This window comes from Haloarcula sp. Atlit-120R, assembly GCF_003665885.1.
Taxonomy (GTDB): Archaea; Halobacteriota; Halobacteria; order Halobacteriales; family Haloarculaceae; genus Haloarcula; species Haloarcula taiwanensis.
This window is the reverse complement of record NZ_QPLN01000001.1, coordinates 231,919-251,807: the sequence shown is the minus strand read 5'-3', so window position 1 is coordinate 251,807 and position 19,889 is coordinate 231,919. Positions and strand designations below refer to the sequence as shown.

26 protein-coding genes are annotated in these 19,889 nt (G+C 58.9%); 25 read left to right on the top strand and 1 reads right to left on the bottom strand.

Going from position 1 to position 19,889, the window contains the following annotated elements; translation table 11 throughout:
• The first annotated feature begins 1 nt into the window (after position 1).
• From DVK01_RS01325 to secY, 19 genes are read left to right on the top strand one after another with little or no spacing between them, the layout of a single operon-like run.
• Positions 2–469 carry a 50S ribosomal protein L22 gene (locus tag DVK01_RS01325; RefSeq protein ID WP_101350586.1) on the top strand — a complete coding sequence of 156 codons (468 nt, stop codon included), beginning with the start codon at positions 2–4 and terminating at the stop codon, positions 467–469.
• Positions 469–1,383 carry a 30S ribosomal protein S3 gene (locus DVK01_RS01320; protein ID WP_101350585.1) on the top strand — a complete coding sequence of 305 codons (915 nt, stop codon included), beginning with the start codon at positions 469–471 and terminating at the stop codon, positions 1,381–1,383. Before DVK01_RS01325 ends, DVK01_RS01320 begins: the two co-directional genes overlap by 1 nt.
• Positions 1,380–1,595 (top strand): 50S ribosomal protein L29, encoded by a 216-nt coding sequence (gene rpmC, locus DVK01_RS01315; protein ID WP_004516964.1) that lies wholly within the window; start codon positions 1,380–1,382, stop codon positions 1,593–1,595. Before DVK01_RS01320 ends, rpmC begins: the two co-directional genes overlap by 4 nt.
• Positions 1,595–1,879: a ribonuclease P protein component 1 gene (locus DVK01_RS01310; RefSeq protein WP_101350584.1), complete on the top strand. Its 285-nt coding sequence runs from the start codon at positions 1,595–1,597 to the stop codon at positions 1,877–1,879. Before rpmC ends, DVK01_RS01310 begins: the two co-directional genes overlap by 1 nt.
• The gene (locus DVK01_RS01305; RefSeq protein ID WP_008312918.1) at positions 1,870–2,223 is read left to right on the top strand and encodes a 30S ribosomal protein S17; all 354 of its coding nucleotides are present in this window, start codon (positions 1,870–1,872) and stop codon (positions 2,221–2,223) included. Before DVK01_RS01310 ends, DVK01_RS01305 begins: the two co-directional genes overlap by 10 nt.
• Positions 2,223–2,621 (top strand): 50S ribosomal protein L14, encoded by a 399-nt coding sequence (locus tag DVK01_RS01300; protein WP_004516961.1) that lies wholly within the window; start codon positions 2,223–2,225, stop codon positions 2,619–2,621. The genes DVK01_RS01305 and DVK01_RS01300 overlap by 1 nt, the downstream gene beginning before the upstream one ends.
• A 4-nt stretch (positions 2,622–2,625) precedes the next feature.
• Positions 2,626–2,988 carry a 50S ribosomal protein L24 gene (gene rplX, locus DVK01_RS01295; RefSeq protein WP_101350583.1) on the top strand — a complete coding sequence of 121 codons (363 nt, stop codon included), beginning with the start codon at positions 2,626–2,628 and terminating at the stop codon, positions 2,986–2,988.
• Complete coding sequence (locus DVK01_RS01290; protein WP_101350582.1) at positions 2,985–3,689, top strand: 30S ribosomal protein S4e; 705 nt, start codon at positions 2,985–2,987, stop codon at positions 3,687–3,689. Before rplX ends, DVK01_RS01290 begins: the two co-directional genes overlap by 4 nt.
• Positions 3,686–4,219, top strand: coding sequence for a 50S ribosomal protein L5 (locus DVK01_RS01285; RefSeq protein WP_101350581.1), 534 nt, complete (start codon positions 3,686–3,688; stop codon positions 4,217–4,219). Before DVK01_RS01290 ends, DVK01_RS01285 begins: the two co-directional genes overlap by 4 nt.
• Complete coding sequence (locus DVK01_RS01280) at positions 4,216–4,401, top strand: 30S ribosomal protein S14 (RefSeq protein ID WP_008312921.1); 186 nt, start codon at positions 4,216–4,218, stop codon at positions 4,399–4,401. Before DVK01_RS01285 ends, DVK01_RS01280 begins: the two co-directional genes overlap by 4 nt.
• A 2-nt stretch (positions 4,402–4,403) precedes the next feature.
• The gene (locus DVK01_RS01275; RefSeq protein ID WP_004516956.1) at positions 4,404–4,796 is read left to right on the top strand and encodes a 30S ribosomal protein S8; all 393 of its coding nucleotides are present in this window, start codon (positions 4,404–4,406) and stop codon (positions 4,794–4,796) included.
• Positions 4,797–4,798: 2 nt separating this feature from the next.
• Positions 4,799–5,335 (top strand): 50S ribosomal protein L6, encoded by a 537-nt coding sequence (locus tag DVK01_RS01270; protein WP_101350580.1) that lies wholly within the window; start codon positions 4,799–4,801, stop codon positions 5,333–5,335.
• Positions 5,335–6,060: a 50S ribosomal protein L32e gene (locus DVK01_RS01265; RefSeq protein ID WP_101350579.1), complete on the top strand. Its 726-nt coding sequence runs from the start codon at positions 5,335–5,337 to the stop codon at positions 6,058–6,060. The genes DVK01_RS01270 and DVK01_RS01265 overlap by 1 nt, the downstream gene beginning before the upstream one ends.
• Complete coding sequence (locus tag DVK01_RS01260) at positions 6,060–6,509, top strand: 50S ribosomal protein L19e (protein WP_101350578.1); 450 nt, start codon at positions 6,060–6,062, stop codon at positions 6,507–6,509. The genes DVK01_RS01265 and DVK01_RS01260 overlap by 1 nt, the downstream gene beginning before the upstream one ends.
• Complete coding sequence (locus DVK01_RS01255) at positions 6,509–7,072, top strand: 50S ribosomal protein L18 (protein ID WP_101350577.1); 564 nt, start codon at positions 6,509–6,511, stop codon at positions 7,070–7,072. Before DVK01_RS01260 ends, DVK01_RS01255 begins: the two co-directional genes overlap by 1 nt.
• Complete coding sequence (locus DVK01_RS01250) at positions 7,069–7,707, top strand: 30S ribosomal protein S5 (protein WP_004957374.1); 639 nt, start codon at positions 7,069–7,071, stop codon at positions 7,705–7,707. Before DVK01_RS01255 ends, DVK01_RS01250 begins: the two co-directional genes overlap by 4 nt.
• A complete protein-coding gene (rpmD, locus tag DVK01_RS01245; RefSeq protein WP_053967662.1) occupies positions 7,707–8,171 on the top strand; it encodes a 50S ribosomal protein L30 in 465 nt (154 codons plus the stop codon). The genes DVK01_RS01250 and rpmD overlap by 1 nt, the downstream gene beginning before the upstream one ends.
• The gene (locus DVK01_RS01240; protein WP_121535131.1) at positions 8,171–8,668 is read left to right on the top strand and encodes an uL15m family ribosomal protein; all 498 of its coding nucleotides are present in this window, start codon (positions 8,171–8,173) and stop codon (positions 8,666–8,668) included. The genes rpmD and DVK01_RS01240 overlap by 1 nt, the downstream gene beginning before the upstream one ends.
• A 6-nt stretch (positions 8,669–8,674) precedes the next feature.
• A complete protein-coding gene (gene secY, locus DVK01_RS01235) occupies positions 8,675–10,138 on the top strand; it encodes a preprotein translocase subunit SecY (protein WP_101350575.1) in 1,464 nt (487 codons plus the stop codon).
• An 843-nt stretch (positions 10,139–10,981) separates the two neighbouring features.
• Here secY and DVK01_RS01230 read toward each other — a convergent pair.
• Positions 10,982–12,040, bottom strand: a complete 1,059-nt coding sequence (locus tag DVK01_RS01230; protein ID WP_158598753.1) for a glycosyltransferase — start codon at positions 12,038–12,040, stop codon at positions 10,982–10,984.
• A gap of 197 nt (positions 12,041–12,237) precedes the next feature.
• Between DVK01_RS01230 and DVK01_RS01225 the strand changes: the two genes are divergently transcribed.
• From DVK01_RS01225 to DVK01_RS22980, 6 genes are all read left to right on the top strand, one after another.
• Entirely contained in the window at positions 12,238–13,173 is a 936-nt protein-coding gene (locus DVK01_RS01225; RefSeq protein ID WP_101350573.1) for a UDP-glucuronic acid decarboxylase family protein, read from the top strand.
• A gap of 125 nt (positions 13,174–13,298) precedes the next feature.
• Entirely contained in the window at positions 13,299–14,486 is a 1,188-nt protein-coding gene (locus DVK01_RS01220; protein WP_158598752.1) for a glycosyltransferase family 4 protein, read from the top strand.
• Positions 14,487–15,186: 700 nt separating this feature from the next.
• On the top strand, positions 15,187–16,740 hold the full coding sequence (locus DVK01_RS01215; protein WP_101350571.1) for an alkaline phosphatase family protein: 1,554 nt from the start codon (positions 15,187–15,189) through the stop codon (positions 16,738–16,740).
• A 5-nt stretch (positions 16,741–16,745) separates the two neighbouring features.
• A complete protein-coding gene (locus DVK01_RS01210) occupies positions 16,746–18,206 on the top strand; it encodes a lipopolysaccharide biosynthesis protein (protein ID WP_121535130.1) in 1,461 nt (486 codons plus the stop codon).
• Between the two features lie 57 nt (positions 18,207–18,263).
• The gene (locus DVK01_RS01205) at positions 18,264–19,412 is read left to right on the top strand and encodes a glycosyltransferase family 4 protein (RefSeq protein ID WP_101350569.1); all 1,149 of its coding nucleotides are present in this window, start codon (positions 18,264–18,266) and stop codon (positions 19,410–19,412) included.
• 133 nt (positions 19,413–19,545) lie between these two features.
• Complete coding sequence (locus DVK01_RS22980; RefSeq protein ID WP_121535129.1) at positions 19,546–19,794, top strand: methyltransferase domain-containing protein; 249 nt, start codon at positions 19,546–19,548, stop codon at positions 19,792–19,794.
• The last annotated feature ends 95 nt before the right edge of the window (positions 19,795–19,889 follow it).

Sequence of the window (19,889 nt, the reverse complement as noted above, 5' to 3'; positions counted from 1 at the left end):
CATGGGAATCAGTTACTCAGTCGAAGCCGACCCGGACACGACGGCCAAAGCGATGCTCCGGGAGCGGCAGATGAGCTTCAAGCACAGCAAGGCCATCGCCCGCGAGATCAAGGGCAAAACGGCCGGCGAGGCTGTCGACTACCTCGATGCGGTTATCGAGGGCGACCAGCCCGTTCCGTTCAAACAGCACAACTCGGGCGTCGGCCACAAAAGCAAGGTCGACGGCTGGGACGCCGGACGCTATCCGGAGAAGGCCAGCAAGGCCTTCCTCGACCTGCTCGAGAACGCGGTCGGCAACGCCGACCACCAGGGCTTCGACGGTGAGGCCATGACGATCAAGCACGTCGCCGCCCACAAGGTCGGCGAGCAGCAGGGTCGCAAGCCCCGCGCGATGGGGCGTGCCTCGGCGTGGAACAGCCCGCAGGTCGACGTCGAACTCATCCTCGAAGAGCCGGAGGTCGAAGACTAATGGCCGACGAACAACAGTTCATCGAGGACGGACTCCAGCGGACCCAGATCGACGAGTTCTTCGCAGAGGAACTCGGTCGCGCCGGCTACGGCGGCATGGACGTCGCCAAGACGCCGATGGGGACCCAGATCGTGCTCAAAGCCGAGAAGCCAGGGATGGTTATCGGCAAGGGCGGGAAGAACATCCGGAAGATAACGACGGAACTCGAGGAGCGGTTCAACCTCGACGATCCGCAAGTCGACGTGCAGGAAGTCGACGAGCCGGACCTCAACGCCCGCATTGTCGCGGACCGACTGGCCAACGCACTCGAGCGTGGCTGGTACTTCCGCAAAGCGGGCCACACCACCATTGATCGTATCATGGAGTCGGGCGCGCTCGGCGCAGAGATCGTCCTCTCCGGCAAGGTCACGGGTGCACGCTCGCGCGTGGAGAAGTTCAACCGCGGCTACGTCAAGCACAACGGCGAGCCCGCGGAGGAAATCGTCGACAGCGGTGTCGGCGTCGCCGTGATGAAGCTCGGTACCATCGGGGTCCGAGTCAAGATCATCCCGCCGGACGCGGAGCTCCCCGACGACTTCGAGATCTACGAGGATGTCGACGTCGAGGACTACGTGGCCGACACCGACGGCGAGTCCGTTGAGGAACTCCTCGAGGGCGAGCCCGAAGACAGCGAAACCGCCGAGGAACTCGACGAGGACGTGGCCGCCGGGGCCACCGACGACGCCGAGTCCGACGAGGAGTTCGTCGACGAGGAAATCGTCGAGGAAGACGTCGAAGTCCCGACCGACGACGATGTCGAGGACGTCGATGTCGACGAACTCGAAGAGGCCGTCGACGAGGAACTCGACGAAGACGTCGAGGCGGAAGCCGAAGAGCTGATGGACGAAATGGACGAGGAGGGTGAGGACGAATGACTGTCCTCCACGTCCAGGAAATTCGGGACATGACGCCCGCCGAGCGCGAGGCGGAACTCGACGACCTGAAGACCGAACTGCTGAACGCCCGGGCCGTCCAGGCCGCGGGTGGTGCGCCGGAGAACCCCGGCCGCATCAAGGAGCTGCGGAAGGCCATCGCCCGCATCAAGACGATTCAGGGCGAAGAAGGCGACCTGCAGGAGAACGAATAATGCCACTGACACCCGAGACGCTCCCACGACACGAACTCGTCGGCCTCGACTGTGAGGTCGTCGCGGCGTCCAACCCGGACGCCGTCGGTATCAGCGGCACTGTCGTCATGGAGACGACACAGATGCTGACGGTCGAGGGGACTGACCGGGTGTGGCACGTGCCGAAGGACAGCGCGACCTTTTCGTTCGGCGTCGACGGACAGCGAGTCCAGGTCGACGGCGACCGACTCGTCGCGCGTCCCGCTCGTCGCACAGAGAACACAGGAGATTCACTATGGCGCTAGGACTGAACGTACAGGAACCGGAGGAAACCTGTGCCGATCAGAACTGCCCGTTCCACGGAGAGCTCTCCGTGCGCGGACAGACACTGAACGGCGAGGTAGCCTCCACTGACATGGAGAAGACCGTTGTCGTCGAGCGCGAGTACGACGTGAAGGTGCCGAAATACGACCGCTTCATGAAGCGGCGGAGCCGCGTTCCGGCTCACGCACCCGACTGTCTCGACCTCGCGGTCGGTGACACGGTCACGATAGCAGAGTGTCGACCGCTCTCGAAAACGAAAAGCCACGTCGTCGTTAGCGCGGGCTCGGACGAGGCCGCGAACGACGAACAGGACGGTGATGCCTGATGGAAGCACTCGGTGCTGACGTCACGCAAGGCCTAGAGAAGGGCTCGCTCATCACGTGTGCGGACAACACGGGAGCGCGCGAACTCAAGGTCATTTCCGTCCACGGCTACTCGGGAACGAAGAACCGCCACCCCAAAGCTGGACTGGGCGACAAGATCACGGTCTCGGTCACCAAGGGGACGCCCGAAATGCGTCGCCAGGTGCTCGAAGCCGTCGTCGTCCGCCAGCGAAAGCCGATCCGTCGACCCGACGGTACCCGCGTCAAGTTCGAAGACAACGCGGCCGTCATCGTCGACGAGAACGAGGACCCGCGCGGGACCGAGCTGAAAGGTCCCATCGCACGGGAAGTCGCACAGCGATTCGGCAGTGTGGCATCAGCAGCGACGATGATCGTATAGAACCATGAGCAAGCAACCAGACAAACAACGCAAGAGTCAACGACGTGCCCCGCTTCACGAGCGGCACAAGCAGGTCCGGGCGACGCTGTCAGCCGACCTCCGCGAGGAGTACGGCCAGCGAAACGTCCGCGTCAACACCGGTGACACCGTCGAGGTGCTCCGTGGCGACTTCGCTGGCGAGGAAGGCGAAGTCCTCAACGTAGACCTCGACAAGGCCGTCATCCACGTCGAGGATGTCACGCTCGAAAAGACGGACGGCGAGGAAGTCCCGCGACCGCTGGACACCTCGAACGTCCGCGTGACGGACCTGGACCTCGAAGACGAGAAGCGCGAGGCGCGTCTCGAATCGGAGGATGATTCCGCATGAGTAACCACCAGAAGCGACTCTCGGTGCCAAACAGCTGGCCTGTAGAGCGCAAGACCGCGACGTTTACGGTGAAAGCCGGTGCCGGCCCGCACGGTGAGGACGGGGTTCCCCTACTCATCGTTCTCCGGGACGTGCTCGGCTACGCCGACAACCGCAAAGAAGCCCGCTACGCCCTCAACGAGGACAACGTCCTCATCAACGGGAAGGCTATCTCCGACGAGGAGCGCCCCGTCGGGATGTTCGACATCCTGGCCTTCACCGAGCGCGAGGAGTACTACCGCGTGTTCCCCGGCGAGGGTGGTCGGCTGGCGCTGACCGCAATCGACCCGGACGCGGCCGAATCCAAGCTCGGCAAAATCGTCACCAAGACCCACGTCTCCGGTGGCGACGTCCAGCTGGGCCTCCACGACGGTGAGACACTCATCGTCGAGGACGACCAGACCTACGATGCTGGTGACTCCATCGTCGTCGGCAACGAGGACGGCGAAATCGTCGCCCACTTCGAATACGAAGAGGGCGCGCTTGTCACCGCCGTCGACGGTGCCCACGCGGGCGAGGTCGGCGAAATCGAGGAGATTCAGGTGACGCCGGGCTCGGCCCAGAACAACGTCATCGTCTCACAGGACGACGGCGACGGCTTCGAGACAGTCGAAGAGTACGTCGTCGTCATCGACGAGAACTTCACAGGTGATGACGAATGAGCTCCGAGAGTGAGTCCAGCGGCGATTTCCACGAGATGCGCGAACCGCGCATCGAGAAGGTCGTCGTCCACATGGGTATTGGCCACGGTGGGCGCGACCTCGCCAACGCAGAGGACATTCTCGGGGAAATCACCGGACAGACGCCGGTTCGAACGAAGGCCAAGCGGACTGTCGGCGAGTTCGACATCCGCGAGGGCGACCCCATCGGTGCGAAGGTCACCCTCCGCGACGAGATGGCCGAAGAGTTCCTCCAGACGGCGCTGCCGCTCGCTGAACTGGCGACGAGCCAGTTCGACGATACCGGCAACTTCAGCTTCGGCGTCGAGGAACACACCGAGTTCCCGAGCCAGGAGTACGACCCGAGCATCGGAATCTACGGGCTGGACGTGACGGTCAATCTCGTCCGCCCCGGCTACCGCGTCGCCAAGCGCGACAAGGCGTCGCGCTCGATTCCGACGAAGCATCGACTCAACCCGGCGGACGCGGTCGCCTTCATCGAGTCGACCTACGACGTGGAGGTGAGCGAATGAGCGAAAGTGAAACCACAGACGAGCCCGATTCCGAGACGGCAACCAGTGAGCGAACTGGCCAGCTCGAGTCCTGTCAGCGCTGCGGGCGCGAACAGGGACTCGTCGGCAAGTACGATATCTGGCTGTGCCGCCAGTGCTTCCGCGAGATTTCGCGGGGCATGGGCTTCAAGAAGTACAGCTAACAATGACAGGGAACGACCCATTTGCCAACGCACTGTCGGCGCTTAACAACGCCGAGAGCGTCGGGCACCTAGAGCAGACAGTATCGCCCGCTTCGAACGAGATCGGCAGCGTCCTCGAGGTCTTCTACGACCGCGGGTACATCGACGGATTCAGTTTCGTCGACGACGGCAAAGCCGGCGAGTTCGAAGTCGAACTGAAAGGAGCCATCAACGAGTGTGGCCCGGTCAAGCCCCGCTACTCTGCGGGCGCAGACGAGTTCGAAAAGTGGGAGAAGCGGTTCCTCCCCGCCCGTGACTACGGGACCCTTGTCGTCACGACCAGCCACGGCATCATGAGCCACTACGAGGCTCGTGAGCAGGGCGTTGGTGGCCAAGTCATCGCGTACGTATACTAACAATGCCACGAGTAGAACTGGAGATTCCGGAGGACGTGGACGCCGAGCAGGACCACCTTGACATCACCGTCGAGGGGGACAACGGCAGCGTCACGCGTCGGCTCTGGTACCCTGATATCGACGTGTCCGTCGACGGCGACACGGTCGTCATCGAGTCCGACGAGGACAACGCCAAGACGATGTCGACGATCGGTACCTTCCAGAGCCACATCGAGAACATGTTCCACGGCGTGACCGAGGGCTGGGAGTACGAGATGGAAGTCTTTTACTCTCACTTCCCGATGCAGGTCGACGTCGAGGGTGACGAAGTCGTCATCGAGAACTTCCTGGGCGAGAAGGCCCCCCGTCGCACGACGATCCACGGCGACACGGACGTCGAAATCGACGGCGAGGAGCTGACCATCAGTGGTCCCGACATCGAAGCCGTCGGTCAGACCGCTGCGGACATCGAACAGCTCACGCGCATCAACGACAAGGACGTGCGTGTGTTCCAGGACGGGGTGTACATCACCCAGAAACCGAACCGAGGTGACGCCTGATGGCGGACAATGAAGAAGATGTCGAAGCAGAGGCAGAGTACACCGAACTGACCGACATCAGCGGCGTCGGCCCGTCCAAGGCGGAATCGCTCCGCGAGGCCGGGTTCGAGTCGGTCGAAGACGTCCGCGGTGCCGACCAGTCCGCGCTCGCCGATGTCAGTGGCATCGGGAACGCGCTGGCGGCCCGAATCAAGGCCGATGTCGGCGGACTCGAAGTCGACTCCGAGACCGAAGCCGAAGTCGAAGAGGAAGGCGGCGAAGAAGCCCCCGACGAGGATGTGGAGACAGAACTCCAGGCTCGCGGGCTCACCGACAAGACGCCGGACCTCTCCGACGATGAAGCGCGGCTGCTGACCCAGCGGCACCGGGTCGGCAAGCCGCAGTTCAACCGCCAGGACCACCACAAGAAAAAGCGCGTCTCGACCTCGTGGCGCAAGCCCCGCGGCCAGCTCTCGAAGCAGCGCCGCGGTATCAAGGGCAAGGGCGACACGGTTGAGGCGGGCTTCCGCTCGCCGACCGCGGTTCGTGGCAAGCACCCGTCCGGCTTCGAGGAGGTCCGCGTGCACAACGTGGACGACCTCGAAGGCGTTGACGGCGACACCGAGGCCGTTCGGATCGCCTCGAAGGTCGGCGCTCGCAAGCGCGAGCGAATCGAAGAGGAAGCCGAGGACGCGGGCATCCGCGTGCTCAACCCCACCTACGTCGAAGTCGAGGTGAGTGAGTGATGACTGATCTCTCTGCACAGAAGCGACTCGCGGCCGACATCCTTGACGTCGGGAAGAACCGCGTCTGGTTCGACCCCGAGCGACAGGGCGACATCGCTGACGCGATTACCCGCGAGGACGTTCGCGAACTAGTCGATGAGGGCGCCATTCAGGCGAACGACAAGAAAGGCAACTCCCGTGGACGCGCCCGGGAGCGCCAGAAGAAGCGTGCGTACGGCCACCAGAAGGGTGCCGGTACCCGGAAGGGCAAGGCAGGCGCACGGCAGAACTCCAAGGAGGACTGGGAGTCACGCATCCGCGCACAGCGGACGAAGCTGCGCGAACTGCGTGACGAGGGAACGCTTTCGAGTTCGCAGTACCGCGACCTGTACGACAAGGCCGGCGGTGGCGAGTTCGACAGCGTTGCCGATCTCGAACGTTACATCGACGCAAACCACGGTGACGCATAATGGCGACAGGACCACGATATAAAGTACCGATGCGGCGACGCCGCGAGGCCAGAACCGATTACCATCAGCGGTTGCGCCTGTTGAAATCCGGTAAGCCACGTCTCGTTGCTCGAAAGAGCAATAAACACGTCAGGGCGCAGCTGGTGACGCTTGGCCCCAACGGCGACGACACTCTCGCGTCCGCTCACTCGAGCGACCTCGCCGAGTACGGCTGGGAGGCCCCGACGGGCAATATGCCCTCGGCCTACCTCACCGGTCTGCTCGCCGGGCTTCGCGCGCAGGAAGCGGGCATCGAGGAGGCAGTGCTCGACATCGGACTCAACAGCCCGACCCCCGGAAGCAAAGTATTCGCAATACAGGAAGGCGCAATCGACGCCGGCCTGGACATCCCACACAACGACGACGTACTCGCCGACTGGCAGCGCACGCGCGGTGCCCACATCGCCGAGTACGACGAGCAGCTCGACGAGCCGCTGTACAGCGGCGACTTCGACGCTGCCGATCTCCCGGAGCACTTCGACGAGCTCCGCGAGACCCTACTGGAAGGTGACATCGAACTATGAGTGCTAACAACGGATGGGAGCCACGGACACGCCTCGGCAAGCAGGTCGTCGAGGGCGAAATCGACTCCATGCAGGAGGCGCTGAACTCCGGGCTCCCGCTGAAAGAATCGGAAGTCGTCGACCAGCTCGTTCCCGATCTGGAAGACGAAGTGCTGGACATCAACATGGTTCAGCGGATGACAGACTCCGGCCGCCGCGTGAAGTTCCGCTGCGTGGTCGCCGTTGGCAACCGCGACGGTCTCATCGGCTACGCCGAAGGCCGTGACGACCAGGTCGGCGGTGCCATCCAGAAAGCAATCGACATCGCGAAGCTGAACATCATCGATGTCTCCCGCGGCTGCGGGTCCTGGGAGTGTGGCTGTGGCCGTCCCCACACGGTCGCGCTGCGCACCGAGGGCAAGGCCGGAAGCGTCGAAGTCGAGCTGCAGCCGGCCCCGCGCGGGCTGGGCCTCGCGGGCGGAGAGACCGTCCGCAAGGTGCTCGAACTCGCCGGCATTGAGGACATCTGGACACGCAGTAGCGGGAACACGCGCACCACGGTCAACTTCGCAAAGGCGACGTTCAACGCCCTGCAGAACACGGCCGAGGCGCGCGTCCCCGAACGAACCTTCGAGAAGCGAGAGGTGATCGAGTGATGCACGCGCTCGTCCAGCTCCGTGGCGAAGTCAACATGCACAGCGACATCCAGGACACTCTGGAGATGCTCAACATCCACCACGTGAACCACTGCACGCTCGTCCCCGAGACGGACGCCTACCGCGGCATGGTGACGAAGGTCAACGACTTCGTCGCCTTCGGTGAGCCGAGCCAGGACACCTTGGAGACGATTCTGGCCACGCGCGCCGAGCCGCTTGAGGGCGACGCCGACGTGGACGACGAGTGGGTCGCCGAGAACACGGACTACGACGACATCTCCGGGCTCGCGTTCGCGCTCCTCTCCGAGGAGACGACGCTGCGCGAGCAGGGACTGTCACCGACGCTCCGTCTGCACCCGCCTCGCGGCGGTCATGACGGCGTCAAACACCCCGTCAAGGAGGGCGGGCAACTCGGGAAACACGACACCGAGGGAATCGACGACCTCCTGGAGGCGATGCGATAATGACGAGTAAAAAGAAACGACAGCGCGGCTCGCGCACGCACGGCGGTGGCTCGCACAAGAACCGACGTGGTGCCGGCCACCGCGGCGGTCGCGGTGCCGCAGGCCGTGACAAACACGAGTTCCACAACCACGAACCGCTGGGCAAGAGCGGCTTCAAGCGCCCGCAGAAGGTGCAGGAAGAGACCGCGACGATCGACGTTCGCGAGATCGACGAGAACGTCACGCTGCTGGCTGCCGATGACGTCGCCGAAGTCGAAGACGGTGGCTTCCGCGTCGATGTCCGTGATGTGGTCGAAGAGGCAGACGACGCCGATTACGTGAAGGTCCTCGGTGCCGGCCAGGTTCGCCACGAACTCACGCTCATCGCCGACGACTTCTCCGAGGGCGCTCGCGAGAAAGTCGAAGCCGCAGGCGGAAGCGTCGAACTGACCGACCTCGGCGAGCAGCGCCAGGCCGAGGCCGAAGAAACCGACGACGCGGACGCGGACGAGGAATAACGAACGATGAGCTGGAAGGACACCGCCGAACCACTGCTTGTCCGGATGCCTGCAGTCCAGCGACCGGACGGACACGTCCCGTTCAAGCGCAAGCTCACTTGGACAGGTGGCGTGCTCCTGCTGTATTTCTTCCTGACGAACGTGAAGCTGTTCGGGCTGGACATCGACGCCAGCCAACAGGTGTTCGGGCGCTTCTCCTCGATTCTGGCCTCCGGCCAGGGGAGCATCATGCAGCTGGGTATCGGTCCGATTGTCACGGCGTCCATCGTGTTACAGCTCCTCGGTGGGGCGGACCTGCTCGGGCTGAACACCCAAGACGATCCGCGAGATCAGATCCTCTATCAGGGGCTCCAGAAGCTGCTGGTGCTTGTGATGATCTGTCTCACCGGGCTCCCGATGGTGTTTGCCGGCGGCTTCCTCCCGGCTGACACAGCGGTCGCGAACTCACTGGGTATCGGCACGGCCGGTGTCCAGTGGCTCATCTTCGCCCAGATGTTCGTCGGCGGTGTCCTCATCCTGTTTATGGACGAGGTCATCTCCAAATGGGGCGTCGGCTCCGGTATCGGGCTGTTCATTGTCGCCGGCGTGAGCCAACGGCTTGTCGGTGGCCTCCTGACGGCCCCGTTCCTCGGGAACAGCGAGGGGATTATCTACACCTGGTACCTGTTCATCACCGGCGAGCGCGGCACCGGACCAGTGCTAGCTGCTGATGGCCTCCAGACCGTGCTGCTTCAGGGCGAACTGCTGGGGCTGTTCACGACGGTCCTCATCTTCGCCGTGGTCGTCTACGCCGAATCGGTCCGCGTGGAGATTCCGCTGTCGAACGCCCGCGTGAAAGGGGCCCGTGGCCGGTTCCCGGTCAAGCTTATCTACGCGAGCGTCCTGCCGATGATCCTCGTCCGGGCACTGCAGGCGAACATCCAGTTCCTGGGCCGGATCCTGAACGCCCAGCTGGGTTCGATGCCAGCGTTCCTCGGCACGTACGCTAACGGCCAGCCCACCGGCGGCCTGTTCTACTTCCTTGCCCCCATCCAGAGCCGTGGCGACTGGATGTGGTGGCTCGAAGGCACGGCCCAACCGGTCTGGCAGATCCTGACCCGCGTCGGTATCGACCTGTTCGTCATGCTGGTCGGCGGCGCCATCTTCGCCGTGTTCTGGGTCGAGACCACCGACATGGGCCCGGAGGCGACGGCCAAGCAGATCCACAACTCCGGGATGCAGATCCCCGGCTTCCGTCAGAACGTCGGCGTCATCGAGAAGGTCCTTGAGCGGTACATCCCGCAAGTGACCGTCATCGGTGGGGCCCTAGTCGGACTGCTCGCAGTGATGGCCAACATGCTGGGTACCATCGGCGGCGTCTCCGGTACCGGACTGCTGCTGACGGTCTCCATTACGTACAAGCTGTACGAGGAGATCGCCGAAGAGCAGCTCATGGAGATGCATCCGATGATGCGCCAGATGTTCGGATGAGATGACAGAGAATCCGCAAAGCGCCGCTTAGCTACCTCTTTTTCCGTATCGTCCGAATGGCATAGCAGTTTCCTCAAGAATCGGGAGCTACCGATCGGTCATTCAGTGTGGGGCGAATAGACACAGATACCCGTCCGCTCTCGCCTCGGTCAAAGTGCTGCGGATGACCTTTCCTTGCGGGATACACCGTGAAGCGGGACACCCAGAGACGACGACAAGACACGATTGTATCATTACGCCTTGCAAGCACTGAAAAGGGTGCCGCTGACGAAGACGCTGAGCAACGGTGTTCTGAGGCGTGATATGGGGAAACATGACCATGAACTCTTAGTTCCCCTGTCGTTCTTTCACCGGCACGACTGTTTCTAAGCCGCACATGTGATTGACTCCTATAGGCTGAACGTACCGCGTTGCCCTTTCACCTGACACGCTGCAAGCAAACGATCAGAACGCAGGAAAGCAACGGAACAACACTGTCAACAGGTACGACTTCAGTGGAGAGAACGACACGGATATGTGCCGCGATGATGGCAATAATTATCCCCTAGTAAAGAGTGGGTGCAGTTGTTGCTGTTAAGATGTCCACGGTTGGGCCAGACACTACGCGCTTGTTCCGGTGCACGTCCGGCAGGCAGTGAGCACATTGATCCACTCATAGAATCGGGCACCATTGCCAGCGTAATTCAGATTCCAGCCGCATATCGATGTGGTGCAGTCGGTGAATGCCTAAGACGAATGTACCCCTATCCTAAGCCACTGATGACAAAAATGAACGGTAGTAATCTTTTCTCAAGACAGTCAAGTTGCATAAATTCCGTTTGAAAACACCTCGTCAGCAGCCACTCACGGTTTATATTCATCGGTAAGCCGGCGGTCGATAACTGTCACCATCCTTTCAACGGTACGAGTCCATGTATGTGAAGCGGCCCAGCACTGTGCTCCGTCTGAGTACTGTCGGTCGTCATCAAGAAGTTCACGGAGAGCTGCTGCGACGGCGTCTGGGTTGGGACGGGTGCATCTGCCTGACGTGCCATCTGCAATCGCGTCTTCAGCGCCAGTACCGAATGTCCCGACGACTGGGACTCCGTGACGGTTTGCTTCAAGATACACGAGTCCAAAGCCCTCGAAATGGTGGTTGACATACCGGGGCGTGAGGATGAAGGCTTCAGCGGTCGCGTACCATCGCTCAAGTTCTTCGTCTGGAACCTTCCCCTCAAAATGAATACGGTCACTCAGTCCGTTCTCACGCACGATGTTTCGAACGCCGTCTGCGTACTCGGTGTCTGATCCACTGCCGACCAAATGATAGTCAACGTCTGGTTCGTCGTCAGCAATACGGACAAACGCTTCGGCAGAGAGGTGCTGACCTTTTCGAGGCTTGAACGCCCCGACAGTCAGTAAGACACGGTGGTCAAGCGAAAACGGCGTTGGAGGATCGTTCACCGGAGGCACGCCGTTAGGGACCGTGACGAGGTTCTGAGATTTTGTAACTGACCGAATGCAGTCGGCGGTAAACGTCGAAACGCAGAACGCTGCGGCTGCCTTAGACAGCGCTAAGCGCGCCGGTAATCTGTGCTTCGAGTGGAGCGGCTCGACCGCGTACGTCCCGTGACACGAGACGAAGTACGGCACGTCAGTACGACGAGTGGCGAGGTAGGCTACCAGTGAGTAGGGGTACGCGACCAGTGAGAAAATGGCGTCTACGTCGTCAGTCGCACGCCGAACGCTGCTGGCCGCCCGGAGAACAGAAACAGGCGATGACTGCAGCGCCAATGGGCTAGGGAGGTCGGTTCGGACGTCAACTTCATAGTAGTCACGGAGTCTTGAGACGACCGCCTCGGAGTACTGTCCCCAGCCAGTGTCGGGGGATAATGTTGGCGTCAGAATAAGGAGACGATGCATAACATATAGAACGAAATAACGAGATATGCAAATACTTGTTGGCATTCCCTGTAGCAGGCATATCATTAAATCGCCCGCCTTTGCGGGAGATCTCGGTTTATTATCGGCATCATAAGAGCGTCAGCCTTCCCGGCGGACGCATCCGGGGACGATTCAACGAAAAGATTGACTATTTGTCGCCGTCCACGGTTCATTAAATGAATCTGACAACGCTGGTAGCGGGTGGTGGCGGTTTTCTCGGAAGTCACCTCTGTACGGCATTAGTCGAAGACGGACACGAGGTTATCTGCATTGATAACTTTGGTAGTGGACGCCGTGAGAACCTCGCACACCTTGAGGACCACCCGCGGTTCATGCTCATTGAGGCTGATATCCGCGAACCGCTAGGACTGCCCGCTGCTGACCGCGTGTACCACCTTGCGTCGCGCGCCTCGCCGACAGACTTCACTGAGTTCCCGGTACAAATCGCGCTGACCAACACTGAGGGAACCCGCAATCTACTTGACTACGCGGTCAAGCACGACGCACGGATGGTGTATGCAAGCACGAGTGAGGTCTACGGCGACCCGGAGGTCCATCCCCAGCCCGAAAGCTACACCGGAAACGTCAATATAAGAGGTCCACGTGGCTGTTATGACGAGTCGAAGCGTTTCGGCGAAACACTGACCGTCGCCTACGAGAAGCGTTATGACATCGACGTTCGGACCGCACGAATCTTCAATACATACGGTCCCAGAATGCGGGCTGACGACGGTCGGGTTGTCCCCACATTCGTTACACAGGCGCTTGACGGGGAGGACCTCACCATCTACGGCGACGGCACACAGACTCGGAGCTTCTGTTACGTCAGTGATATGGTGGCCGGTCTCAGAGCTTTGATGGACCAGCCAGGTCTCGACGGCGAAGTGGTCAACATTGGCAGAGAAAACGAGATTACAATTCGGACGCTGGCCGACCGCATTCTCGAACACTGCGACACGGATAGTGACCTCATATTCGAACCGCTGCCTGAGGACGACCCTGAACGGCGACGCCCCGATATCTCAAAGGCACAGAAACTGCTCAACTGGGAACCAAACGTATCACTGAACGAAGGTCTTCGCCAGACCATCTCGTACTTTGGACACAATTAACTTCTGAACCGTATGTGGTCTCGGCAGAACGTAATGTCTTAGTCGTCCTCCCGAAGCTATCTATTATGCATATTGCAATTCTTTCTGATCGGTACCCGGGACATGGCGCTGCTGGGGCAGGGACGATGGCCGCACGACTCGCAGAACAATATGATAAGCGCGGCCACATCATTAGCGTCCTAACAACTAGCTCTGAAACAGAACGGCCAACCGCATTTACTGCCATGTCCCCCAACATTGACAGCCACAACGACATTACCGTCTACTGCTTCCCCCGTCCCCCCTACCGCCAGTTTCGCTCGTACCATGCCCTCTACAACCCGTGGACAAGCCCCTCAATCCAGCAGTGGTTCGCTCATCATGCCGTTGATGCTGTGCACGCTCACAACGTTCATGAGTTCCTTTCGTATGATGCCCTCCGAGCCGCCAGCACCCATACAGACAGTGTCGTCCTCACCTATCACGACGGAATGAGCTTCGCATACGGGAAGGTTAACCACTTTGTAGACGGTGACCCCAATAACGACGGCCGACCACCTAGTTATGCATACTGCCCCTCAGAGCTACACCAGATACGTAGAGCGAAGTTCCAGTACAATCCCGTTCGAAACCGAGTAAACAAGTGGTATTTATCGACCTATATCAATCATGGTATCGCAGTTAGTCACGAGCTCGGCCGCGCGCTCCGCGCAAACGGCCGGCCAGTTGATTATATTATCCATAACGGTATTGACCCACAACGATATCTTGAAGCTGATGGTAACCAGTTCCGAGATAAATATGGCCTGAATGAACAACCGTTTATCCTTTTCGGCGGCCGTGCCTCAGACCTCAAAGGGGGTACTCAATTAGCCCGTGCTATCGCATGCTCGGAAACCCAGCCCCTACTGGTCCTTACTGGCGAAAATAAAAAGTACGCTGAAAAGTTACGTAGCATGCACCCGCAAATATCGATACGAGAAACTGGCTGGGTGGACGAAGACCTGATGCCTAGTGCGATGTCCGCTGCGGCAACCGTGGCGACGCCGAGTGTCTATCTTGAGCCATTTAACCTCCAGAACCTGGAGGCGATGGCCGCAGGAACACCGCCGATCACCACCTGTTACGGAGGACCACCGGAGGTTGTGGAAGACGACCGCACCGGGTTTGTTGTCAACCCGTTTTCAACCCGTGAGTTCGCTGACCGGATTGACGCCCTCATTCAACATGCCGACAAATGTCAAGAGTTGGGCCATAATGCCCAACAGAATGTCACTAAGTCGTTCACTATTGAAGACACCGCTAGCAAGTATCTGTCACATCTTATGGCATAAACCACATCAGTCCCATAGTGCGTCCTGATCAATGACTTCCGCCGGACTGCCAACAAAAAGGGTTGTTAGTGAGCATCGTCGGTGACCGCGCCTTCGCTGGCGATTACCGTTCCACTCTGACGATAACTGCTTGATTGAATATCACGCCGTCTCCAGTCCAAACGACGTCTTTAATCTCGATTGGTACTATTCAGGCTTACGTATCACTGCCCCGGTAGAGCTGATCACGGTCTGTGTCGAGAATCTGAACATCCTATGAGATGGCATAGTTATCACCGACAGCATTCGGTCTTGAAAATCACTTTCGTCATTGGATTAGCATCTGAGCGTCACATTTCAAACTCTCGTTCAATTTTCACACGCAAACAACGCACGCACACACAGTCCAGTATCGGAAAACTAATTACGGTACTAAACGTCCGAATGTCGGCAGTACGGACTCATTTGTATCTTCAAGTCGCCGTGGGACTTCCCAGTTGGATAGTGTCTGGTGTGGCGACAGTCATCGTGGCTGATAGCGTTGCCGTTAAATATCATGACTGGACGGCTATTTTCCAGCACCGCCGGTCGAGTGAGGGGAAAAGTAGTCCGAGAGGACGTAGACTTGCATTAGCAGAGTGGAGATGAAGTGCAAAATATAGGTTTTGGAAACGGGTTCGGTTCCGGAACGTATTTTCGCCGGCAACCAGTGCTAGCGGTAATGGCAGTCAGTGAATTGCTTATTCTCGGAGTAGATGCCGCGGATTTTAGTGTTCTCAGTTCGGACTCGGTCTCACTTCCGACGCTCGAACGACTAATGCAGGAGGGTGTTTCGGCCCCTCTCGAGAGCACCACGCCTCCGATAACCGGCGCAGCGTGGCCTGCGATGGCCTGTGGGCGCGACCCCAACAGTATCGGAATGTTTGACTTCCGGAACTTCTCGCGAGAGGATTGCGGTGAGTACCGTCCTTCGCCGTCGGCAGTTGATCCATTCTGGAGTTACCTCAGTGAGGAAGGGTATACTGCGGGTATCAGTGGCTACCCGATCGCGCCGCTGGACAAGCCCGTCGACGGGTTCGTCCTCTCATGGCCGTGGTATCTACCAGCGGACGAGCAACGCTTGGCTCCTGCGGAGTTCTTTGAGGACACTGACATCGAGGTTGATGACTACATCCGGGAGAACACAGAGTTCGAGGTCGAGCAGGTACTCACCGACCTCTGGGACAAGGCCGAGTTTGACGAACGTGTTTTAAATCGCTTTGATTTCGATGTGTATTTCACGCATCTTGACGCTGACACCATCATTCACATCGCAGACGAAGATACACTTGACGACGTGTATCGAGTCTACGAAGCGATAGACGAGATTGTCGCGTCCATACTTGAACACTGTGCAGACGACTGTGCCGTCATGATGGTCTCGGATCACGGCATTTCGAAAGTGCATGGGAAGTTCTACATGACACAGTTTCTCATTGACCAAGGGCTGCTTCAGAGAGAGACCACGGCAGCCGAACGGGTCACACAGACGGATATCAGCCAGCGCGCTATCGAGTTGGCCAAAACCACGCTGAACGCTCTCGGACTCACACGTCCCATCCAGAAGTTGTTGTTAAGTGACGATAAGATTCGCCAGCAGGCAGGACTCGAACACGGATTGGATTTCGAGGATATCGACTGCGAGAACACCGTTGTCGTCAACAGCGGAGATTGGGGTCAGTTATACGGTACAGACGGAGACGACGAGGTCAAAGCAGTTGTAGACTACCTCTCTCGGATGGCGGCTGAACAGGGCTTCGAGGTAGTCGTAGACTGGCCCGAAACGGCATACGAAGGCGATCAGTTGCATCCTGATGCGCCAGACGCCATCGTAACGATACGCGCACAAGACGGAATCCTGCGCCCAAAATCAGTCGTCTCACCAGGAAAAGAGGACCCTGAGGACTACTTCGAGACGTTCGACACGGCAAATCTGAACCACGGCGAAGACGGAGTGTTCGTCCTTTCGGGACCGAACGTGAAGCACAACACAGAGGTCGAACCGCTTCATTTGCTTGACGTCGCACCGACGATTCTGAACCAACTTGTGGGCGTCGTACCACCCGACGTACACGGGACAGCCCGGACCGATCTCTACGAGCCCGGTAGTCGGCCAGCGTCAACTCCCCAAACCGGATTCAAAGATTTCCAGCAGACGTTAATCGAGGACCGGTCGGAGCACGGAGAGATGGACGAGGTGAAGGAGAAACTGGCCGAGCTCGGATACTTCGAATAATTTCGATGGCATCGGATTTCATCCGCGACCTGCGCTGGGTTTCGTTTGCTGAAGTCTTCTCACAGGCCGCGTCATTTGCCACAGTCCCACTCCTTACACGGGCATTGGTCCCGTCTGAATACGGTCTCTATCGGTCGGCGTTCGTGGTGGTGTCACTGTTGATGTTCGTCAGGGGTGTAGTGAACCTCCAGCCGCTTCTTCTCGACCAACTACCACGGCTCGAGAGACAGCGCCAGAGGTCGTTGACGGTGGCAGTCAGCGTATGTACGGTTGCTTTGACCACGATGTCGCTCGTCGGACTCGTCCTTTTGACAGAGATAGGGATATTGAACGAGGTTTCGGGTCGGATCCAAGAGTTCGTGGCCGCTAACCTTTGGTTGACGATGTCTCTCGTGGCATCGAGGTCGCTGTATCAATACGGCCTTACTGTATGCAAAGCCTTGGACGAGTTTGCGACGTACAGTGGCGTCAAGTTCCTGTACGAGATGACGTTCTTGGGGGCACTTGTCGCGTTGTTCGCTGTCGATCTGCTCACGATTGTAACGGCAATCTCGGCGTACGTAGGCGCGAGTATGCTAGCCATCGGTATCATCCTCGTGATTGTCCACGATGAACTCCGCGCGAAGCCCGACTTTGGGAAGCTGATTGGCGAGTACCGTCGAGTCTCAGCGCCACTGATTCCCAGGTCACTTGTCGAGAAGACAAAAGGGCTCACTCCTCGATTCCTCATCGTGAGCGCGTTCGGGGTCGGAACCTTCGGGAGCTGGTCAGTTGTCTTCTCCCTTGCCATGTCGTTTCGGCTATTGAGCAGGCCGTTCTCGGAGATTCTCCTGCCGAAGATATCGAAAGCGCTCTCAGAAGGCCAGTCGCTCGACGGACTCGTATACCAGTACTACCGCGTGATGGGAACTCTCATTTCACCGGCGGTCGTCGGCGGCTGGCTTCTCGGTGCTGAGGTCATTCAGTACGTCTTTGGTGCGGAGTATGTTCTCGCTGACGTCGTGATTTGGCTTCTGCTCGCCGGGTTTGGCATCCAATCGATCAATGCGATAACGGGTTCGGTATACGTGGCCACTGATCGAAGTGATCTCGCGACATATACCCAGATCCTGTCCGCAGTCGGCCTTCTCTCGCTCGTGTTGCTCGGAGCTTTCGTCTTCGATTCACTTATTATCGTCTCAGCCGGATATCTCGCAGAAAACCTTATCGCGTTATCAATCTCACTCAGATATCAATCTACCATCCTTGAACTTCCACGGCCGAGTTTCGAGACGGTCTGGAAGCTCTGTTTGTCACTCGCTATGATGGTGATAGCCGTAGTGCTCGTAGAACCGTGGATAGCTGGTGTACCGACGACATTCGCTGCCGTCGCTGTCGGTGCGGCCACGTACTTTGTGACGCTCTACGCTACAGGATTCATCCGCGAGCAGGAGTGGGAACTCCTTCACCAGTTTGTTAGTATATAACCAACACGTATTTATTTGCGCATCCTAGTCCGATACTACTGTCGTTAGATCGAACGCATGCACGTACTTTCAATAAGTTTAGACGAGTCGATTGCGCTGTCGGAGAGCGACGCTCACCAGCGACAGCGGAGGTACGCCAAGTATTTCGACAGATACACTGTTGTGGCAAAAACCGATTCAGAACACGACAAGCAGATTCGGGACGGGGCACTACGGGTGATTCCCACGAATTCGACGACACGGTATCACTTTCTGATAGACGCCTACCGACTCGGACGTACGGCGGCCGAAGAGTGGGCACCTGATTGCGTGACAACGCAGGATCCGTTCTCAACTGGCGTCGTTGGACTCGCGCTTGCACGACAGTTCGATGCGTCGCTACGGGTGCAGGTTCACGCCGATTTCATATCTAACCCAAAGTGGCGGTGGCAGTCGGCGAAGAACCCGTTCGCGGAAGCGCTCGGCCGAATCGTATTGAAGCATGCTGATGCGGTTCGAGTTGGAACTAAACACGAACGTAGAAAGGTCAGTTCGGTCGTCCAAGACTCGACCAGGGTTTCGGTCGCTCCGGTTCGGATGGACTTCGATGGGGTTGTCGGTGGTAGTGAGCGGTCGGTGACCGAACTTCGGTCGGCCTTCGGTTTTGGCGAGCGCCCAGTCATCTTCTTTGCGGGCCGGTTCACCGATCAAAAGAATTTGCATAAGTGGCTCGAAGTTGCCGCGATCGTTCACGAAGCGGCTAACAGGACGCCACTATTCGTCATGGTGGGTGACGGCCCACAGTCCGAGAATGTTCGACAGCAGGTCACTGAGTTCGGCATAGAGGACAGCTTCCGGTTCCCTGGATGGGTAGAGACCGAGCGCCTCGCGGAGTACTACGACCTCGCAGACGTGTTTCTAATAACCTCTGACTATGAGGGCACTTCCCGAGTCGTCGTTGAGGCTGGCATGAACGAGACGCCGGTCGTCGCGACACCGTTTGCAGGCGCAATGGATAACATTGTTGACGGAGAAACTGGCTTTGTCGCTGAAGACGTGGAAACGCTCGCTCGACGAGTCTGCGAGCTACTTGAAGACGCGACCGTACGCCAACAGATGGGCACTCGGGCACGGGAACACTTGATGGAGCGATTCGACGCCGAGCGGCTGGTTGAAGAGTACGTAGAGTTCTTGCAGGATGGACTATGTGGAGAACGAAGATACTAGGTTTTGAGAGTCCTCGTATGAAGTGGATAGAACAAACCGCTGAGAGTGAACGCATACTCGACGTTTGATTCGTCGACGAGTGTGAAACAAATACTGCACGCCGAAGCGTTGCATAGCCGAATCCTGATGCAACATTGTAGGAACTGATTTAAAACCGACTGTTGGGGAACGGGCGGCTGGCGAGCCCATCAGAGACGACCTCTTTCCTCTGTCCTTTGCAGATGGCATTTTCGATGGCGTCGTTTTTGCAGAGGTACCGGAACGCTTGCCCAATCCTGGAGACGCGATACCAGAGCTCGCAACTGTTCTTGAAACAGGCGGGCGGCCATATCTAACAAGAACCCGCTCGGCCTGTATCGCTACCTTCGACACTCCCTACTAGTGGACTCTCCTGACCAGGGTCACTACCACGAGGCGGACGGCCATGTCCAGCTTGTAGCCCCGCTCTCGCTGTCACATCTGTTTGATGGTCACGGA

Bases quoted from the DNA above. Each gene is read 5' to 3' on its own strand.
- DVK01_RS01325 (WP_101350586.1), top strand. From the start codon at position 2: ATGGGAATCAGTTACTCAGTCGAAGCCGACCCGGACACGACGGCCAAA.
- DVK01_RS01320 (WP_101350585.1), top strand. From the start codon at position 469: ATGGCCGACGAACAACAGTTCATCGAGGACGGACTCCAGCGGACCCAG.
- rpmC (WP_004516964.1), top strand. From the start codon at position 1,380: ATGACTGTCCTCCACGTCCAGGAAATTCGGGACATGACGCCCGCCGAG.
- DVK01_RS01310 (WP_101350584.1), top strand. From the start codon at position 1,595: ATGCCACTGACACCCGAGACGCTCCCACGACACGAACTCGTCGGCCTC.
- DVK01_RS01305 (WP_008312918.1), top strand. From the start codon at position 1,870: ATGGCGCTAGGACTGAACGTACAGGAACCGGAGGAAACCTGTGCCGAT.
- DVK01_RS01300 (WP_004516961.1), top strand. From the start codon at position 2,223: ATGGAAGCACTCGGTGCTGACGTCACGCAAGGCCTAGAGAAGGGCTCG.
- rplX (WP_101350583.1), top strand. From the start codon at position 2,626: ATGAGCAAGCAACCAGACAAACAACGCAAGAGTCAACGACGTGCCCCG.
- DVK01_RS01290 (WP_101350582.1), top strand. From the start codon at position 2,985: ATGAGTAACCACCAGAAGCGACTCTCGGTGCCAAACAGCTGGCCTGTA.
- DVK01_RS01285 (WP_101350581.1), top strand. From the start codon at position 3,686: ATGAGCTCCGAGAGTGAGTCCAGCGGCGATTTCCACGAGATGCGCGAA.
- DVK01_RS01280 (WP_008312921.1), top strand. From the start codon at position 4,216: ATGAGCGAAAGTGAAACCACAGACGAGCCCGATTCCGAGACGGCAACC.
- DVK01_RS01275 (WP_004516956.1), top strand. From the start codon at position 4,404: ATGACAGGGAACGACCCATTTGCCAACGCACTGTCGGCGCTTAACAAC.
- DVK01_RS01270 (WP_101350580.1), top strand. From the start codon at position 4,799: ATGCCACGAGTAGAACTGGAGATTCCGGAGGACGTGGACGCCGAGCAG.
- DVK01_RS01265 (WP_101350579.1), top strand. From the start codon at position 5,335: ATGGCGGACAATGAAGAAGATGTCGAAGCAGAGGCAGAGTACACCGAA.
- DVK01_RS01260 (WP_101350578.1), top strand. From the start codon at position 6,060: ATGACTGATCTCTCTGCACAGAAGCGACTCGCGGCCGACATCCTTGAC.
- DVK01_RS01255 (WP_101350577.1), top strand. From the start codon at position 6,509: ATGGCGACAGGACCACGATATAAAGTACCGATGCGGCGACGCCGCGAG.
- DVK01_RS01250 (WP_004957374.1), top strand. From the start codon at position 7,069: ATGAGTGCTAACAACGGATGGGAGCCACGGACACGCCTCGGCAAGCAG.
- rpmD (WP_053967662.1), top strand. From the start codon at position 7,707: ATGCACGCGCTCGTCCAGCTCCGTGGCGAAGTCAACATGCACAGCGAC.
- DVK01_RS01240 (WP_121535131.1), top strand. From the start codon at position 8,171: ATGACGAGTAAAAAGAAACGACAGCGCGGCTCGCGCACGCACGGCGGT.
- secY (WP_101350575.1), top strand. From the start codon at position 8,675: ATGAGCTGGAAGGACACCGCCGAACCACTGCTTGTCCGGATGCCTGCA.
- DVK01_RS01230 (WP_158598753.1), bottom strand. From the start codon at position 12,040: ATGCATCGTCTCCTTATTCTGACGCCAACATTATCCCCCGACACTGGC.
- DVK01_RS01225 (WP_101350573.1), top strand. From the start codon at position 12,238: ATGAATCTGACAACGCTGGTAGCGGGTGGTGGCGGTTTTCTCGGAAGT.
- DVK01_RS01220 (WP_158598752.1), top strand. From the start codon at position 13,299: ATGGCCGCACGACTCGCAGAACAATATGATAAGCGCGGCCACATCATT.
- DVK01_RS01215 (WP_101350571.1), top strand. From the start codon at position 15,187: ATGGCAGTCAGTGAATTGCTTATTCTCGGAGTAGATGCCGCGGATTTT.
- DVK01_RS01210 (WP_121535130.1), top strand. From the start codon at position 16,746: ATGGCATCGGATTTCATCCGCGACCTGCGCTGGGTTTCGTTTGCTGAA.
- DVK01_RS01205 (WP_101350569.1), top strand. From the start codon at position 18,264: ATGCACGTACTTTCAATAAGTTTAGACGAGTCGATTGCGCTGTCGGAG.